The following is a 16,696-nucleotide window of genomic DNA, read 5'->3' on the forward strand; positions in this document are numbered from 1 at the left end:
GGGTGCTCAGGACGGCCCGGTCGCGAGCGCCGGCGACGACACGTCGTCGTCTGCGGCGTCACGGTCACTGACCCCGGCCTCGTCGAAGGTCGCCATCGAGGTGAGGATGTCGACGGAACTCGCCACCAGCGGCAGCGCGGCCAGGGCGCCGCTGCCCTCGCCGAGCCGCATAGACATGTCGAGCACCGGAACGAGGTCGAGGTGATCGAGGGCGATCGTGTGCGCCGGCTCGACGGAGCGGTGCCCGGCCAGCCACCACCGCGACGCGCCGGGCGCGAGTTCGGCCGCGACCATCGCGGCGGCGGTGACGACCATGCCGTCGAGGATGACCGGGGTCCGTCGGACGGCCGCCTGGGCCAAGAATCCGGCGAGCGCGGTGAGGTCCGCACCGGCAACCGCCGCCAGCATCGACAGCGGATCGTGGACGTGGCGACGGGCGCGACGCATCCCGTCGCGGATCGCCGCGGTCTTGCGAATCCAGCCGGCGTCGTCGATGCCGGTGCCACGTCCGACGATCTCCACCGGCTCGCGTCGGGCCAGCGCACCGATCAACACGGTGGCCGGGGTGGTGTTCCCGATGCCCATCTCGCCGCCGATGAGGAGGTCGGCGCCGGAGTCGACGAGTTGATCGGCGACCGCGCGCCCGGCGGCGAGCGCCTCGCGCGCCTCCGCCAGCGACAGGGCATCGGTCGTGGTGAGGTCACCGCTGCTGCGGCGCACCTTGAACCGCGACACCTCGGGTGGGGTGTCGGCGTCGACCGACATGTCGAAGACGTGAACCGTGGCCCCGGCGCGGCGGGCGAGCACGTTGACGGCGGCGCCGCCCGCGACGAAATTGGCCACCATCTGCGCGGTCACCTCGGGCGGGAACGCCGACACCCCTGAGCGGGCGACGCCGTGATCGCCGGCGAACACGGCGACCGTGGGTGCGGTGATGGGTCGGGGTGGGCAGATCCCCTGACACGACGACAGCCAGATCCCGATCTCCTCGAGCCGGCCCAGCGACCCGGCCGGTTTGGTCAAGGTCAGGTGCCGCGCCCGTGCCGCGCCGGCGGTGGCCATGTCGGGCATCTCGATCGCGGGGAAGTTCTCCGCATCGGTGGGGTCGACGGTCGGTGTGCCGGGATCGGTGGATGGCGCGACCGTCGACGTCGTCGCCGCGACTTCGGTTGCGGTGGGTGGGGTTTCGGGTTCTGTCGGCGGGATTTCGGGTTCTGTCGGCGAGATCCGGGGTTCCGTCGGCGCAATTGTGGGTGCTGTGGGCGCGATCTGGGGTTCTGTCGGCGAGAGGGGAGCTGCGGTGGGCGAGAGGGGAGCTGCCGTGGGCGAGGCCGGCAACTCGACGACGCGACCCGCGATCACCAGGACCACGCGATCGCAGACCGCCGCGACCGCCGCGTTCAGCGCGCCGAGCTCGTCCTGGAACCGGCGGCCGGCGGGGGTCGGGGGGACCACCGCGAGTCCGACCTCCGAGCTGATGATGACCAGGTCGCCGTCGAACGAGCTGATGGCGGCGCACAGGTCGCCGGTCAGGTCGGTGATGTCGACGGGTTCGTCGCCCCACCCGCCGCGTCGGTCGAGTTGCGCGGCAAGCCAGTTGCCGAGGTCGTCGAGCAACGTGGGAGTGTGCGCGTCGGATCGCAGTTCGTCGGAGACGTCGGTGGTCTCGACGGTGGAGTAGCGGTCGTCGCGTCGTCGGCGGTGCTGCGCCACGCGCGCCAACCATTCGGCGTCCGAGGTGGTGGTCGGTCCGGTGGCGAGGTAGCGGACCCGGTCGTGGTCGCCGAGAAGCGATTCGCCGTATCCCGACTTACCCGACCGCACCCCACCGAGCACCAGGGTGCGCATCGGTGGCCGCGCAAGCCTGGTGTCGCCGTCGACACCGCCGGATTCCGGCGTCCCCCGAGTCGTCACCGATCAGACCTCGTCGCCCGGCGACACCTGCGGCTTCGGTGCACGCATCATGCGCAACTGCATGGCGCGGGTGAACGAATACCAGCCGAGGCGGAAGCCGGTCTGCGACGGATCGACGTCGGGGAAACGTTCCCGGACGCGTCGGTTCACCAGGCGGCCGAGGAGGACGGCATCGATCACCATGAACACGACGAACACCAGCAGAACCATGTTCGCGTAGACGGCGAGCTGCGGCACGAACATCACGACGATCAACGCGATCGCGAACGGCATGAACAGCCCGGCGAAGTTGCGTCGCGAGTCGACGAGATCGCGGGCGAACCGACGCACGGGGCCCTTGTCGCGCGGCATCAGGTAGCGCTCGTCGCCGGCCATCATCTTCTCGCGCTGTTCGTTGCGCTGGACGCGTCGGTCGTCGGCGAGCTTGCGCTTCTCGTCCTTCGACATGGTCGACTTCAACGCCTTCTTGCGGGCGCGGGCCTCCGAACGGTTCGTCGGCGGCGGGGCCACCGGGCCGCGACGACGGCCTTCCGCCTGGCGCCGCGACGGCGTCGCGCGACCTTTGCCCGGCGTATAGGCGCTGCCCTTGGAGTCGGTGACGTCGGTGCCCGCCGGATCGGCGTCGGTGGTCTGTGACACCGCGTCGTCGGTGCTCGTGGCGGAGGCTTCGTCGTCGGACTTCCATGGCAACTTCACCCCTCCAGGTTAGTGGTAAGTCTGTGCAATGGAACGGCGGGTCTCCGGCGTTCGATCGGACACCGGCCACCCATTTCACAGACGCGCCACCAGGTGATCCGCGCTGCCGCGGTTCGCGGACCTCCCTATACTCCAGCGCATGGGTTCAGCCACCGGTGAGCGGTCGATCGCGGCGACGACATGCGCGTTCTGATCGCGCCCGACTCGTTCGGCGACACCCTGTCGGCGGTGGCGGCCGGACAGGCGATCGCCCGTGGATGGTCGGCGTCACGACCGGCGGACGACGTCCGGTGCGCCCCGCAATCCGACGGCGGACCGGGATTCGTGGACGTGCTGGCCTCCCGGTTCGGGACGCTACGAACAGCGACCGTGTCCGGTCCGCTCGGCGCGGCGGTGACCGCGTCGTGGTTGCTCGACGATCGCGGACCTTCGCCCGTCGCCTACATCGAATGCGCGCAGGCATGCGGGCTACATCAGCTCGGCGGAGGTCCGACCCCGCGCACCGCCCTGAGCGCCGACACCACCGGCGTCGGACATCTGGTCATCGAGGCGCTCGAGGCCGGGGCCGCGACAATCGTGGTCGGCCTCGGTGGCTCGGCGACCACCGACGGCGGACGCGGGATGATCGACGCGCTCGGCGGGCCTCGCGACGCGGCGCGCATGCTCGCCGGGGTCGGCCTCGTCGCGGCGTCGGACGTGGAGAACCCGCTGCTCGGTCGATGGGGTGCGGCGTCGGTGTTCGGACCGCAGAAGGGCGCCGATCCGGCCACCGTCGAGCGGCTCGAACAGCGCCTGACCGAGTGGGCGCAGGTCCTCGCGGAGACGGCAGGACGTGACATCTCGGCCGAGGACGGGGCGGGTGCCGCGGGCGGCCTCGGCGCCGCGCTGCTGGCACTCGGCGGGCGGCGGGTCTCCGGCGCCACCGTCGTCGCCGACGCGACCGATCGTGCCGCCGACGTCGCGGCAGCGGACCTCGTGATCACCGGCGAGGGGAAGTTCGACTCGCAGACCCTGCGCGGCAAGGTGGTGGCCGCCCTCAACGACGCGGCACGCGCAGCCGGCATTCCGACAGTGGTGTTCGCCGGTCAGGTCGCGCTCTCCGCGGACGAGATCGCGGCGGCCGGGATCGCCGGCGCATACGCGATCGTCGACGTCGCCGGATCCGTCGAGGTGGCGATGAACGACGCGGACAACCAGCTGGCCACACTGGCCGAACAGGTGGCCGCAGGGTGGGACGGGCAAGGGTCGGCAGGCAGTGCTCGTGTGTGACCGTCGGTGAGTGGCGATTCCGTCGCCGTTCCCGCAACGTCCGAGGGGCGCTCGCTCGGCAGTCGTGTCACCGGCTCGCTCTACGCCGTCGGCGCCTACGCGCTCTGGGGCTTTCTGCCTCTCTACTTCGTGCTGCTCGAACCGACCGGACCGTGGGAGGTGGTCGCCTGGCGGATTCTGCTCTCGCTGGCCTTCTACGCCGTGCTCATCCCGCTGGCGGGAGGCTGGGCCCGGCTGCGGGCGATCCTGCGGCGCCCGCAGCTCCTCGGATGGACGGCCGTCGCCGGGGTGCTCATCTACCTCAACTGGCAGCTGTTCGTGGTGGCGACGCTCTCCGGACATGTGATCCAGATGAGTCTGGGTTACTTCATCAACCCGATCGTCACCGTCATGCTCGGTGTGCTCGTGCTGCGCGAACACCTGCGTCCGATGCAGTGGCTCGCCGTCGGACTGGCGGTCCTCGCGACGCTGGTCATCGTCGTCGGGTACGGCGCGTTCCCGTGGCTCGCGCTCGGCGTCGCGTTCTCGTTCGGGTTCTACGGGCTGGTGAAGAAGCGCATCGGACCCAGCGTCGACGTGACCAGCGGGTTGACCCTCGAATCGCTGTGGCTGGCCCCGCTCGCGGTCGGTCAGCTCGTCGTCGTGGCCCTCACGACGGGCCTGACGTTCGGGACGTCGGGACCCGGGCACGCCGCCCTGCTCGCGATGGCCGGCGTCGTCACCGCCGCGCCGCTGATGCTCTTCGCCGCCGGGGCGCGTCGGGTTCCGCTCGTCGTCCTCGGAATCGCCCAGTTCATCACGCCGACGATGCAACTGGTCATCGGTGTCGTGATCCTGGACGAGCCGATGCCCGGCGAGCGGTGGATAGGGTTCGGCATCGTCTGGCTCGCACTCATCGTGTTCACCGCCGACGCGGTCATCGCGGCGCGGCGGCGGGCGACCGAGGTCACCCCGGACACTCCGATTCGGCAGGAATAGAGTCGGACGGGGTACCGTTGACGTGAGCACGTGGCCTCAACGACGGGTCGGAGACGACTCCGGCCGTGCGCAGGACTCCCGCCCCGAGACATACAGGAGCATCGATGACCGTTCAGAACGAATCCGGAACCACCACCGCGACCGGTGTCCTTCTGACCGACGCGGCTGCCGCCAAGGCGAAAGGCCTGCTCGACCAGGAGGGCAGGGATGACCTGTCGTTGCGGATCGCCGTTCAGCCGGGCGGATGCGCGGGACTGCGCTACCAGCTGTTCTTCGACGACCGCAGCCTCGACGGCGACCTCACCGATGACTTCGGCGGCGTCACCCTCGCGGTGGACCGGATGAGCGCGCCCTACGTAGGCGGCGCAACCATCGACTTCGTCGACACCATCGAGAAGCAGGGCTTCACCATCGACAACCCCAACGCGACGGGTAGCTGCGCCTGCGGCGACTCGTTCAACTGAGCGACTCTTCCAGAGACAGCCGACCGCATTCCCGGTGATCCGGGGGTGCGGTCGCTCTCGTCTGTAGGCCTGGGTAGCGTGGACTGCTGTCCAGATCTTCCGGAATGAAGGGCGTCCCACACGTGGCAACCGTTGTCTGCGGCTCCATCGCGACCGATCATCTGATGACCTTTCCGGGGAAGTTCTCCGAACAACTCCTCGGCGACCAGCTCGAACACATCTCGTTGAGCTTCCTCGTCGAGGACCTGGTGGTTCGTCGCGGTGGTGTCGGCGGCAACATCTGCTATGCCATGGGTCTCCTCGGCGGCAACCCCATGTTGGTGGGCGCCGTCGGCGCCGACTTCGGTGAGTACCGGCAGTGGCTCGAAGCGCACGGCGTCGACTGCCGGGCTGTCCGGGTCTCCGACACCCAGCACACGGCCCGGTTCATGTGCACCACGGACCAGACGATGGCCCAGCTCGCGAGCTTCTATCCGGGCGCGATGAGCGAGGCCCGCGAGATCGCGCTGTCCGAGGTGTTCGCCGCGACCACGACACCCGAGCTGGTGTTGATCGGCGCCGACGATCCCGACGCGATGATCCGCCACACCGACGAATGCCGCCGGCTCGGTATCCCGTTCGCCGCGGATCCGTCCCAGCAACTCGCCCGCCTCGACGGCGAGCAGGCCCGCGCCCTCATCGACGGCGCCGCCTACCTGTTCACCAACGAGTACGAGTGGGGCCTCCTCCGGCAGAAGACCGGCCTGTCGGAGGACCGCATCGCCGACATGGTCGGGGTACGGGTGACGACGCTCGGCAAGGGCGGCGTCGAGATCGTCGAAAAGGACGGCACCCGCACACACGTCGCCGTGGTCCCGGAGACCGAGAAGGTGGACCCGACCGGCGTCGGCGACGGATTCCGCGCGGGATTCCTCACCGCCCTGAGCAAGGGTCTCGGATTCGAACGCGCAGCCCAGGTCGGTTCGATGGTGGCGGTCCTCGTCCTGGAGACGGTGTCCACCCAGGACTGGACATGGGATCGCGACCTCGCCCTCAAGCGCCTCGCCGACGCCTATGGCGAGGCGGCGTCGTCGGAGATCGCCGCCGCACTCTAGGTCGCAGCGCGCCCCGGGCTAGGTCGCAGCAGGCCCCGGGCCGTCACCGCGCCCAGCACGGTAGCCGACAGAACCCAAAAAATCGCCGACAGAACCCAGCTTCACTCCCGAGGCGGTGCTCTCGACGAAAATCTGGGTTCTGTCGGCGATTTTTTGGGTTCTGTCGGCGCGAAAGGGCGAAAGGCGCGAAGGCGCGAAAGGGTCGACCGAGCCCGCTTCACGTCGAGAGAACCCCGAATTTCGCCGAGAGCATCCAGAATTCTGCCGACAGCATCAACTTCTCGAGCCGGGCTGGATGCTCTCGACGAAATTCGGGGTTCTCTCGACTGCCGTGCTGATGGCGTTGGGTGGGGATCTCGCGTTACAGCCGCACGGGGTAGCTGTGGTCGGTGATGTCGGGAACGATGGATTTCTCGACGAAGATGCCATGCCACACCATGAACATCAGCAGGGTCCACAGGCGGCGGCTGTTGTCGACGACGCCCTCGCGGTGCTCGTTGAGCATCTCGACCACGGCCTCCTTGTTCAGGATGTGGTCGGTCTGGGAGTGCGCGATGGTCTCGTGGGCCCAGTCGAACATCTCGGTGCCGGCCAGCCAGTGGCGGATCGGCACCGGGAAGCCGAGCTTCTTACGGTGCAGCACATGCGCCGGGACGATCTGCTCCAGCGCCTGTCGCAGCGCGTATTTCGTCGTGCCGTGGGCGATCTTCTCGTCGAACGGCAGACCTTCGGCGACCCGGAACACCTCGGGGTCGAGGAACGGCACCCGCAACTCCAGGGAGTTGGCCATGGTCATCTTGTCGGCCTTGACCAGGATGTCGCCGCGCAGCCAGGTGAACAGGTCGACGTGCTGCATCCGGGCGACCGGGTCGAGTCCCTGCGACATCGCATAGATCGGGCGGGTCACGTCGGTGTGGGTCCACTCCGGTCGATAGTCCCGCAGGACGGCCCGCAGCCGGGCGTCGTCGAAGCTGCGGGCGTTGCCGTAGTACCGCTCCTCCAAGGTGAGCGACCCGCGGTGCAGCAGGCTCTTGCCGCGTGTGCCCTCGGGGATGCGGTCGGAGACCCGGCCGGCGATGCGGCGCAGAGCGGCCGGCAGCCGGACGAACGCACTCAACGACAGCGGTTCCTTGTAGATCGTGTAACCGCCGAACAGTTCGTCGGCACCCTCCCCGGACAGCACCACCTTCACGTGCTTGCGGGCCTCGCGGGCGACGAAGTAGAGGGGGACCAGGGCGGGGTCGGCGACCGGGTCGTCGAGGTACCACACGATCTCGGGGATGGCGTCGATGAACTCGCTCGGGCTGACGACCTTGACGATGTGTCGGGCGCCGATGGCCTCGGCGGACTCGACGGCGACGTCCACCTCGGAGTAGCCCTCACGTTCGAAGCCGGTCGTGAAGGTGATCAGGTCCGGATTGTGTCTGATGGCCAGCGCGGCGATCGCAGTCGAGTCGATGCCGCCGGACAGGAACGATCCGACGGTCACGTCGGCGCGCATGTGCTTGGCGACCGAATCGGACAGCACGTCGGCGATCTCGTCGTAGCGTGCCTGAGCGCCGCCGGAGCCGAACGGACGCACCGTGAACCGCGGGGTGAAGTACCGCTGGATCTGCGGTGCGCGGCCGGGCTCGATCGTCGCGTGCGAACCGGACTCCAGTCGGCGAATCGCCGCATGGAGGGTCTCCGGCTCGGGTACGTACTGCAGAACCGTGTAGTGCTGGATGGCCCGCGAGTCGAGGTCGTCGCCGAGCCCGAGTCGGCCGGTCAGCTCAAGCAGGCTCTTCTTCTCGCTGCCGAATGCGGTACCGCCGGGGCCGGTTGCGATGAACAGCGGTTTGATGCCGAACGGGTCGCGGGCGATGAACAGCGACTGCCGCACGGTGTCCCAGATGGCGAACGCGAACATGCCGCGCAGACGGCGCACCGCGTCGGGGCCCCAATGGTGGAACGCGACGACGATGGCCTCGCCGTCACCCTCGGTGTGGAACTGAGCGTCGTGGTCGCGGCGCAGTTCCTCGCGGATCTCCAGATAGTTGTAGATCTCACCGTTGAACACCAGGGCGTAGCGGTCGGGCTCTTCGGGTGGCCCCCAGCGCAACGGTTGATGCGAGTGCTCGATGTCGATGATCGACAGCCGGTTGAACCCGAACACCAGGTCGTCGTCGTGCCAGGTGCCCGGCTCGTCGGGCCCGCGATGACGCATACAGTGCGAGGCTTCGGCCACCAGGCCGACCGACTCCGATGCCGAACCGTCCGAGGTCAGCAGACCGAGCAAACCACACACCAGACAGGCCTCACTTCATCGACGTCACCATGCGCTTCTGACGGGTCGAGTATGCCTGACGAACACGGGCCACAAGGTGTCGGTGTCCCGGCGCGGGTCGGGTGTCCGGGGTGTCCAGGCGCGCAGGTAAACCCCAATCACGAAACGTTGCACCGGTTGGTCTACGCTGCGTAGTACTAGGTGCAAGAATTGCCTTGGCGCTGAGTGTGACTTGACTCGGCGCGGGCGAAGAAAGCCCTGTGCGAGTCATGTGACATGGCAACTCGGGCGACACGGCGTGTCGGACCGAGCGAGCGGGAAGGCGTGAAATTGGCACACGGTGGACGGCCGCGGGCGGACAAGGCCCGTTCCGCATCGCGGACGATCAAGCAGGTCGGTGCTCTCGTCGCACTCGGCATCGGTGCACTTCTCCTGTCGGGCTGTGACGCCCGCACGGTGATGAACTTCGGTTGGCCGTCGGGTGTGACGCCCGAGGCGCAGAAGATGGGCGATTTGTGGACCTGGTCGGTCATCGCCGCGTTGCTGATGGGCATCCTGGTGTGGGCCCTCATCTTCTGGACCATCACCTTCCACCGCCACAAGGAGGGTAAGGACGAGTTCCCCCGGCAGACCGCGTACAACGTCCCGCTGGAGCTCTCGTACACGGCGATCCCGTTCGTGATCATCGCGGTGCTGTTCTACTTCACCGTCGTGGTCCAGAACGACGTGGAGAGCAAGACCGACGACCCCCAGGTGGTCGTCGACGTCACCGCCTTCCAGTGGAACTGGAAGTTCGGCTACCGCGAGGCCGTCCTGAGCGACGGTACCCAGTACGACGGGTTCGAGGGTGTCGGCAGCCCGTTCGACGTCCAGGCGCAGCGCGAGGCCTCCGAGCACGGCGAGGAACTGCCGCTGCCCGCCGGTGGCCGCGACGACGACATCCGCAACTACCTCAACTTCAACCAGATCGAGACCGTCGGCTCGTCCAGCGAGATCCCGGTTCTGGTGCTCCCGACCGGCAAGCGCATCGAGTTCCAGATCGCCGCCACCGACGTCATCCACTCGTTCTGGGTGCCGGAGTTCCTCTTCAAGCGCGACGTGATGCCGTTCCCGGAGCAGAACCACAGCGATCCGGTGTTCCAGATCTCCAGCATCGACCGCGAGGGCGCATTCGTCGGTCGTTGTGCGGAAATGTGCGGCACGTTCCACTCGATGATGAACTTCGAGGTGCGCGCCGTGACGCCGGACAAGTTCGACTCCTACATCCGGTACCGCGAGGACAACCCGGAGGCGACCAATGCGCAAGCGTTGGAGGCGATCTGCGAGGTGCCGGAATCGGTGACCACGGTGCCGTTCGAAACCCGACGCGCCACTTCCGGTGACACCCCGACCGATCTGGGTGACGCCTCCAACACGTCCTTGCAAGGCTGCACGGTGGGAGACTGACGGATGAAAATCGAGGCACGGATCTTCGAGCTGCTCACGGCGTTCTTCTTCGTCGCGGCCATCATCTACACGATCTGTACGGCGTTCGCCAGCAAGGGCATCGAATGGGTCGGCGTGGTCGGCATGTTCTTCAGCGGCGGTCTGACCCTGATCGCCGGCACCTACTTCCGCTTCGTCGCGCGTCGCGTCGAGATCCGTCCCGAGGACTATGAGGACGCCGAAGTCGAGGACGGCGCGGGCGAACTGGGCTTCTTCAGCCCGCACTCGTGGTGGCCGATCCTCATCGCGGCGGGTGCCGCGATGTTCGGAATCGGTTTCGCGACCGGCAACTTCTGGTTCGCGATCTTCGCGTCGGTTGTGATCATCGGTACCGCCGCCGGGCTGGTCTTCGAATATCACGTGGGACCGGAGAAGCACTAGCTCCACAGAACTGGACACAACGGCCGCCCCCGATGCGAGATCGGGGGCGGCCGTTGTGGTCTCGGTGGTCTCAGGAACCGGTCTCAGGAGCCCGAGCCGGGCGCGTACACGGGGAGCGCCCGGTAAGCGACGCGGAACGTCGCCTCGTCGTAGCTCTCACCGACCTCGCCGTCGTGCGCGACGACGACCGGGCGGTCGACGGCGGAGAACGAGAACTCGGGGACCTGTAGTTCGCGATAGAGCGGTGAACGTTCGAGGCGTCCGCTGAGCAGCGACCCGATGAGACGCAGCGTCGCGAAGCGATGGCCGACCTCGAGGATGCGGACGTCGAGCAGACCGTCATCGAGTCGCAGGCGCCGCGATGGGGCGAACCCGGACGGCCGGTACAGCGAGTTGCCGATCAGGAACAGCGACGTCTCGAGAACCTCGCCGTCGACCCGGATGCGCACCGGGCGGGTGCGGCGCATCGTCGAGGTCAGTGCCACCGCGGTCGCGAAGGGACGACTCAGCTTGTGCTGCAGCTTGGTCCGCGTCCGCACGAAGTGTGGATAGGCGCCGATGCTCGCGGTGTTCAGCACCACCGTCGCATCGTTGAGTCGGGTGATGTCGACCCGGATCAGCGCTCCGTCGACGATTGCCCGCGCGGTGTCGGCGGCCGACCTGATGCCGAGATCGCGGGCGAAGTGGTTGTAGGTGCCGCCGGGAAACACGGCCAGCGGTAGCCCGGCGTCGAGGGCAACCGGAGCAGCGCAGGCGACCGTACCGTCACCACCCACCACGGCCAGCACCTGAGCGCGGGTCGCGGCCTCACGCATCACGGTGGGAATGTCCTCGTCGCGGTCGAGTTCGACGATCTCGGCCTCGGGCAGCAGCGAACGTATCTCGTCGAGCATCCGGCCGGTGTCCCCGGAACCGGAAGCGGGGTTGGCGATCACCACGACGCCGGCTCCACGCGGACAACTCGGCGCCGAGACCCGCGACGGTGGGGGGATCGCAATGCTGTGCTGGGTGATCGGGGGGATCAACCGACCGCCCACGACGGCGACGGTAGCGCCGATCCCGAACCCGGCCAGGACGTCGCCGGGGTAGTGGGCTCCGGTGGCGATGCGGGACAACCCGACCAGCCCCGCCAGCCCGCCCAACACCAGCCCCGTCGGGGCATGCTCGATCCCCACACCCATCGCGAACGCTGCTGCGCTGGCCGAGTGGCCGGACGGCAGGGAGTTGGACGTGGGGGTGCGATGGCCGCGCCGCTGCAGAGGTACCGACGCGGTGGCCGGACGTGGACGGTTGCGCACCCGTTTGGCGACCTGATTGGTCACGACACTGGTGACCGCGACGGTGGCGACCCCGCGGAACGCCGCCCGTTGCGCCGTCGGCCGCGCGCTGAGCGCCATCCCACCGGCGATCGCCAGCCAGAGCTTGGAATGGTCGGCTGCCCGGGTCAAACCCGGCATCACGGCGTCCAGGGCAGGGGACTGGGACTGTGCGATGGTCTCGAAGATCTCCGCGTCGAGAGTGCCGAGGCCGCGGGTGATCTCACGCAATCCCGTGGAGTCCCATAGGGATCGGGCGGCGGTTCGAGTGGGACGGGACGGTCGGATCACTCTTCGATCCTAATCAGGCCGCGCCTGCGGGCCGGTGTTCCCTCGAGGGCCCGAGTGTCCCGAGGAACGCCGAAGGCCACCGTCGCGTGGTGCGACGGTGGCCTTCGGGACGTGCTAGCAGGTCAGTCGAGCGGATTGCCACCCTTTTCCTGCAGCTCGCGGAGAGCCTTCTGCTCGGCCCGCTCCGCCTCATGCTCGCGCTCGATGTTGCGTGCCTGCTGCTCCGGCGGATCCTCGAGAAGGATCGAGCCCGTTCCGGGAGCGCCGGCCGAGCCGAGCTTGTTCATCCGTTTCGGTATCGCCGCACCCTCGTAGGGGAGTGGGATCGGGTGACCGTGGTCATCGACCGGGCCGAGAGGCTGGTGCACCTCGATGTACTCACCCTGCGGCAGGCGCTTGATGATGCCCGTCTCGATGCCGTGGGCGAGAACCGCACGGTCACTGCGCTGCAGCGACAGGGCCCACCGGTATGCGATGAAGTACGCCAGTGGTGGCACCACGATCAGGCCGATCCGGCCCATCCAGGTCGTGGCGTTCAGGCTCACGTCGAACTTCAACGCGATGATGTCGTTCATGCACATCAACGTGAGGATGATCCAGAACGACAGGACCATGGCACCGACGCCGGTGCGGACCGGGACGTCGCGGGGACGCTGCAACAGGTTGTGGTGAGCGTCGTCGCCGGTTATTCGTTTCTCGATCCACGGATACGCGAACATCACGGTGAACATGAGTGTGATGATGACGACACACCAGAAGATGGCGGGGATCGTGTAATTCCCGAGGTAGAGCTCCCACGCAGGCATCAGCCTCACGAGGCCGTCTGTCCACATCATGTAGATGTCAGGCTGGACGCCGGCCGAGACATGCGCTGGGTTGTACGGGCCGAGGACCCACACCGGGTTGATCTGGAAGACGCCCGCCATGATGGCCAACACACCGGTGGTGATCGCGAAGAATGCGCCCGACTTCACTGCGAAGACCGGCAGGATGCGCACGCCGACGACGTTCTTCTCGGTGCGACCGGGGCCGGGGAACTGAGTGTGCTTCTGGTACCAGACCAGCGCGAGGTGGGCGCCGATCAACGCCAGGATGATGCCCGGGAACAGCAGGATGTGCATCATGTACAGGCGCGGAATGATGATGTCGCCGGGGAACTGCCCGCCGAACAGTGCCCAGTGAATCCAGGTGCCGATCAACGGGATACCGAGCACGATACCGCTCATCGCGGCGCGGACGCCGGTGCCCGACAGCAGGTCGTCGGGAAGCGAGTATCCGAAGAAGCCCTCGAACATCGCCAGGATCAGCAGGACACAGCCGATGATCCAGTTGGCCTCACGCGGGCGTCGGAACGCGCCGGTGAAGAAGATGCGCGCCATGTGGACGACGATCGACGCGGCGAACAGCAGCGCCGCCCAGTGGTGGATCTGCCGCACGAACAGGCCACCACGAACCTCGAAGGAGATGTCCAGAGTGGTGGCGTATGCCTTGGTCATCATCACGCCATTGAGCGGCTGGTAGGCGCCGTCGTAGATGACCTCGCTCATCGACGGATCGAAGAACAGGGTCAGGTACACACCCGAGACCAGCAGGATGATGAAGCTGTACAGCGCGATCTCACCCAGCAGGAACGACCAGTGGGTGGGAAACACCTTGTTGATCTGCCGCCGGATACCCGGGGCGGCGTGATATCGCGAGTCGACCTCGTTGGCCTGCGCCGCGACACGGTCGGCGATGGTCATGACTTACGCTCCCAAAATGCCGGTCCGACGGGTTCGATGAAGTCGCCTGCGGCGACCATGTATCCCTGATTGTTCACCGTGATGGGCAACTGTGCCAGTGCCCGTGCGGCGGGGCCGAAGATCGGCTTGCCGAACTCGAGAGCGTCGAACTGCGACTGGTGGCACGGGCAGAGGATGCGGTTCGTGCGCTGCTCGAACAAGGATGTCGGGCACCCGAGGTGGCTGCACACCTTGGTGTAGGCGAAGTAGTCGCCGTAGTTGAAGCTCTCTTGGCCCCTGCGCTTGATGGCGCGGGCGGCATCCTCAGGACGCAAACGGATCAACATCACCGGGTTGCTCACGTAGCGGAGCCCCTCGATGAGTTTGTGTCGTGATTCCTCGGTCTCGCCGTAGCCGTCGGAGACACGCCACGGGAACACCGTCTCCATCGCGCCCGCGTCGAGGTCCTCCGGCCGTACCAGGGCGACCTGGTGTGGGTTGCCGGTGTCGCGTCGCAGGAAGATGGTCTCATTCGGGTCGTCGGCCGGGTTGTAGATCGGCGACCACCCGGTGTGCCACAGCGGTGAGTCATCCCCTTCGGCCCACGGATTCTTGATGAGTCCGCCGAGGCCGGCGACCAAGCCGGTGAATGCGAAGGCGCCCAGACCGAACGCCGCCGAACCAAGGATCATCTTGCGGCGGGGCAGGGTCGACGTGGTGAGCGAGTCGCTGAACTCGGCCGCGACGGTCTTGCGGTCGACCTCGCCCGAACCACCGTCGTGGCGATCCTGCACCGAGATCTCGGACGGGATGAACTTCTTGGTGAAGAGCACCATGCCGATGCCGATGGACAGCACCGAGAGACCGAACGTCGCGCCCAACAGCGGGGTGTTGAGCGTGTACCGCCAGTAGTCGTCCGAACCGGGGAGCGCGAACTCCCAGTGGTTCCAGATGAAGATGATGAAGCAGGCGACCGCGGACAGACCTGCGACGGTGAACCAGATCGCCACCTGGCGCTCGGCGCGCTTCTCGACGCCGGTACCGGGCTCGGGGAACCGCTCGGCGCGGTGGATGATCTCCACCCCGTCGAGGTTGGTGCCGAGTTTGACCAGCTCGTCGTTGCTCATCTGGTCGAGTTCGTCCTGCGACGGAGTGTCCTTACCGTCGTTTGCACTCATGTCCGTGATCCCATCCACATGGCGCCGGCGACGATCGCTGTCACGCCGACAGCCCACATCACCATGCCCTCACTGACCGGGCCGAAACCGCCGAGGGAGAGGCCGCCCTGCGGGTTCGTCTCGGTGACGTACTTGATGAAGCCGATGATGTCCTGCTTCTCCTCGAGCGTCAGCTGACGGTTCGAGAACTTCGGCATGTTCTGCGGGCCGGTCAGCATCGCGGTGTAGATCTGCTGCTCGTTGACTCCGTCGAGAGGCGGAGCGAACTTGCCGGACGACAGTGCGCCACCGCGACCGGTGAAGTTGTGGCAGGACGCGCAGTTCAGTCGGAACAACTCACTGCCGCGCCCGAGGTTGTCGCCGCGCAGAGACTCCTGGGCGAGGACGGGCAGGCCGTCCTCCATCTTCACCGAGCCATCCGGGTTGCGCTCGTAGATCACCTGCGGGCCGCCACCCTCGGACTGGATGTACGCGCCGAGCTGGTCGATCTGGGCCTTGGTGAACTTGGCCGGCTTGCGGATGGCCTGCGCCTCGCCGCGTGCGGCGGGCATCCGGCCGGTGGAGACCTGGAAATAGACGGAGGCGTCACCGACACCGAGCAGCGCCGGGCCACGGTCGTCCACACCTTGCAGGTTGGCGCCGTGGCAGGTGATGCACGAGGTCTCGTACAGCTTCTTGCCGTCGGCGATCAATGCGGCGTTCGACTCGTCGGCGATGGCGACCTGGGGCTTCGGCGTGAGGATCGAGGCGAGGACGCCGGCGGACACGAGACCGACGAGCAGCAGCAGCGTGCCGCTCGCACGGCGGCGCAGTTTGCGCCGTGACTTCGCCTTGCGCGCCGATGTGGCCGGCGAACCCGTGCCGGAGGCGGCGTCCACGTCGTCGCTATCCGACGGTCGCGGTGGAGATGAACTCATCTGTGACTCTCTACTAAGCGGACGGACTGATGTGCTGTTGTCTTGCCAGGTCGGCGGGTGCCCTACCTGATGAAGTAGATCGTGACGAAGAGGCCGATCCAGACGATGTCGACGAAGTGCCAGTAATAGGACACGACGATCGCGGCGGTGGCCTGGGCCGGCGTGAACTTGGAGAGTTTGGTGCGGATCAGCAGGAAGATGAAGGCGACGAGGCCGCCGATCACGTGCAGACCGTGGAAACCGGTGGCCATGTAGAAGACCGAACCGTAGGCGCTCGAACTCAGCGTGGTGCCGTGGTCGACGAGGTGGATGTACTCGTACGCCTGGCCGGCGACGAAGAAGGCGCCCATCAGGAAGGTGAGGACATACCAGCGGCGCAGCCCGAAGACGTCGCCACGCTCGGCGGCGAACACACCCATCTGGCAGGTCACCGAGGACAGGATCAACACCGTCGTGACCGGGATCGCCAGCGTGAGGTTCAGCTCCGTGGGCTCCGGCGGCCACCCGACCGACGAGTTGGCGCGCGCGACGAAATACATCGCGAACAGTCCAGCGAAGAACATGAGCTCACTGGACAGCCACACGATCGTACCGACGCTGACCATGTTGGGCCGGTTCAGCGAGTGCACGCGCGAGGTGATGGCTGTTCCTGAGGTACCTACAGCGCTAGTCACAAAGTGAAGTATGACGGTTCGTAGTAAGCCCTGACCACTTGGGTCCGATATT

At 67.2% G+C, this 16,696-nt stretch carries 14 protein-coding genes; 6 read left to right on the plus strand and 8 right to left on the minus strand.

The genetic code is table 11. From position 1 onward, the window contains the following. Positions 1 to 6 precede the first annotated feature (6 nt). Entirely contained in the window at positions 7 to 1,848 is a 1,842-nt protein-coding gene (cobT, locus tag VZC37_RS18800) for a nicotinate-nucleotide--dimethylbenzimidazole phosphoribosyltransferase (protein ID WP_330434953.1), read from the minus strand. Between the two features lie 69 nt (positions 1,849 to 1,917). Next, positions 1,918 to 2,610 carry a DUF3043 domain-containing protein gene (locus tag VZC37_RS18805; protein WP_330434578.1) on the minus strand — a complete coding sequence of 231 codons (693 nt, stop codon included), beginning with the start codon at positions 2,608 to 2,610 and terminating at the stop codon, positions 1,918 to 1,920. 180 nt (positions 2,611 to 2,790) lie between these two features. On the opposite strand from VZC37_RS18805, the gene VZC37_RS18810 reads away from it, so the two are divergent. The 4 genes from VZC37_RS18810 (at position 2,791) to VZC37_RS18825 (ending at position 6,415) form a co-directional block, all read left to right on the plus strand. Next, on the plus strand, positions 2,791 to 3,879 hold the full coding sequence (locus VZC37_RS18810) for a glycerate kinase family protein (RefSeq protein ID WP_330434580.1): 1,089 nt from the start codon (positions 2,791 to 2,793) through the stop codon (positions 3,877 to 3,879). Between the two features lie 6 nt (positions 3,880 to 3,885). Continuing rightward, positions 3,886 to 4,857: an EamA family transporter RarD gene (gene rarD, locus VZC37_RS18815; RefSeq protein WP_330434582.1), complete on the plus strand. Its 972-nt coding sequence runs from the start codon at positions 3,886 to 3,888 to the stop codon at positions 4,855 to 4,857. A gap of 104 nt (positions 4,858 to 4,961) precedes the next feature. Next, positions 4,962 to 5,321 carry a HesB/IscA family protein gene (locus tag VZC37_RS18820; protein ID WP_330434584.1) on the plus strand — a complete coding sequence of 120 codons (360 nt, stop codon included), beginning with the start codon at positions 4,962 to 4,964 and terminating at the stop codon, positions 5,319 to 5,321. A gap of 104 nt (positions 5,322 to 5,425) precedes the next feature. After that, on the plus strand, positions 5,426 to 6,415 hold the full coding sequence (locus VZC37_RS18825; protein ID WP_431309448.1) for a carbohydrate kinase family protein: 990 nt from the start codon (positions 5,426 to 5,428) through the stop codon (positions 6,413 to 6,415). 361 nt (positions 6,416 to 6,776) lie between these two features. Here VZC37_RS18825 and asnB read toward each other — a convergent pair whose 3' ends face one another. Then, positions 6,777 to 8,702: an asparagine synthase (glutamine-hydrolyzing) gene (gene asnB, locus VZC37_RS18830; protein ID WP_330434589.1), complete on the minus strand. Its 1,926-nt coding sequence runs from the start codon at positions 8,700 to 8,702 to the stop codon at positions 6,777 to 6,779. Positions 8,703 to 9,065: 363 nt separating this feature from the next. Between asnB and ctaC the strand changes: the two genes are divergently transcribed. Both ctaC and VZC37_RS18840 read left to right on the plus strand, forming a co-directional pair. Beyond that, on the plus strand, positions 9,066 to 10,127 hold the full coding sequence (ctaC, locus tag VZC37_RS18835) for an aa3-type cytochrome oxidase subunit II (RefSeq protein ID WP_330434954.1): 1,062 nt from the start codon (positions 9,066 to 9,068) through the stop codon (positions 10,125 to 10,127). A 3-nt stretch (positions 10,128 to 10,130) separates the two neighbouring features. Beyond that, positions 10,131 to 10,547: a cytochrome c oxidase subunit 4 gene (locus VZC37_RS18840; protein WP_330434592.1), complete on the plus strand. Its 417-nt coding sequence runs from the start codon at positions 10,131 to 10,133 to the stop codon at positions 10,545 to 10,547. An 83-nt stretch (positions 10,548 to 10,630) separates the two neighbouring features. Here VZC37_RS18840 and VZC37_RS18845 read toward each other — a convergent pair whose 3' ends face one another. The 5 genes from VZC37_RS18845 to ctaE all read right to left on the minus strand — a co-directional run bounded on the left by VZC37_RS18845 (position 10,631) and on the right by ctaE (position 16,644). Further along, positions 10,631 to 12,154: a bifunctional phosphatase PAP2/diacylglycerol kinase family protein gene (locus tag VZC37_RS18845; protein WP_330434594.1), complete on the minus strand. Its 1,524-nt coding sequence runs from the start codon at positions 12,152 to 12,154 to the stop codon at positions 10,631 to 10,633. Positions 12,155 to 12,276: 122 nt separating this feature from the next. Next, positions 12,277 to 13,896, minus strand: a complete 1,620-nt coding sequence (gene qcrB, locus VZC37_RS18850) for a cytochrome bc1 complex cytochrome b subunit (protein ID WP_330434596.1) — start codon at positions 13,894 to 13,896, stop codon at positions 12,277 to 12,279. Continuing rightward, positions 13,893 to 15,053, minus strand: a complete 1,161-nt coding sequence (gene qcrA / locus VZC37_RS18855; protein ID WP_330434598.1) for a cytochrome bc1 complex Rieske iron-sulfur subunit — start codon at positions 15,051 to 15,053, stop codon at positions 13,893 to 13,895. The genes qcrB and qcrA overlap by 4 nt, the downstream gene beginning before the upstream one ends. Next, positions 15,050 to 15,970 (minus strand): cytochrome bc1 complex diheme cytochrome c subunit, encoded by a 921-nt coding sequence (qcrC, locus tag VZC37_RS18860; RefSeq protein ID WP_330434601.1) that lies wholly within the window; start codon positions 15,968 to 15,970, stop codon positions 15,050 to 15,052. The genes qcrA and qcrC overlap by 4 nt, the downstream gene beginning before the upstream one ends. Before the next feature lie 62 nt (positions 15,971 to 16,032). Beyond that, the gene (gene ctaE / locus VZC37_RS18865; protein WP_330434603.1) at positions 16,033 to 16,644 is read right to left on the minus strand and encodes an aa3-type cytochrome oxidase subunit III; all 612 of its coding nucleotides are present in this window, start codon (positions 16,642 to 16,644) and stop codon (positions 16,033 to 16,035) included. Positions 16,645 to 16,696: the final 52 nt, after the last annotated feature.

Source organism: Gordonia sesuvii (assembly GCF_036350415.1).
GTDB lineage: Bacteria > Actinomycetota > Actinomycetes > Mycobacteriales > Mycobacteriaceae > Gordonia > Gordonia sesuvii.

Bases quoted from the DNA above. Each gene is read 5' to 3' on its own strand.
- qcrC (WP_330434601.1), bottom strand. From the start codon at position 15,970: ATGAGTTCATCTCCACCGCGACCGTCGGATAGCGACGACGTGGACGCC.
- VZC37_RS18840 (WP_330434592.1), top strand. From the start codon at position 10,131: ATGAAAATCGAGGCACGGATCTTCGAGCTGCTCACGGCGTTCTTCTTC.
- qcrB (WP_330434596.1), bottom strand. From the start codon at position 13,896: ATGACCATCGCCGACCGTGTCGCGGCGCAGGCCAACGAGGTCGACTCG.
- VZC37_RS18820 (WP_330434584.1), top strand. From the start codon at position 4,962: ATGACCGTTCAGAACGAATCCGGAACCACCACCGCGACCGGTGTCCTT.
- cobT (WP_330434953.1), bottom strand. From the start codon at position 1,848: ATGCGCACCCTGGTGCTCGGTGGGGTGCGGTCGGGTAAGTCGGGATAC.
- VZC37_RS18810 (WP_330434580.1), top strand. From the start codon at position 2,791: ATGCGCGTTCTGATCGCGCCCGACTCGTTCGGCGACACCCTGTCGGCG.
- qcrA (WP_330434598.1), bottom strand. From the start codon at position 15,053: ATGAGTGCAAACGACGGTAAGGACACTCCGTCGCAGGACGAACTCGAC.
- VZC37_RS18825 (WP_431309448.1), top strand. From the start codon at position 5,426: ATGAAGGGCGTCCCACACGTGGCAACCGTTGTCTGCGGCTCCATCGCG.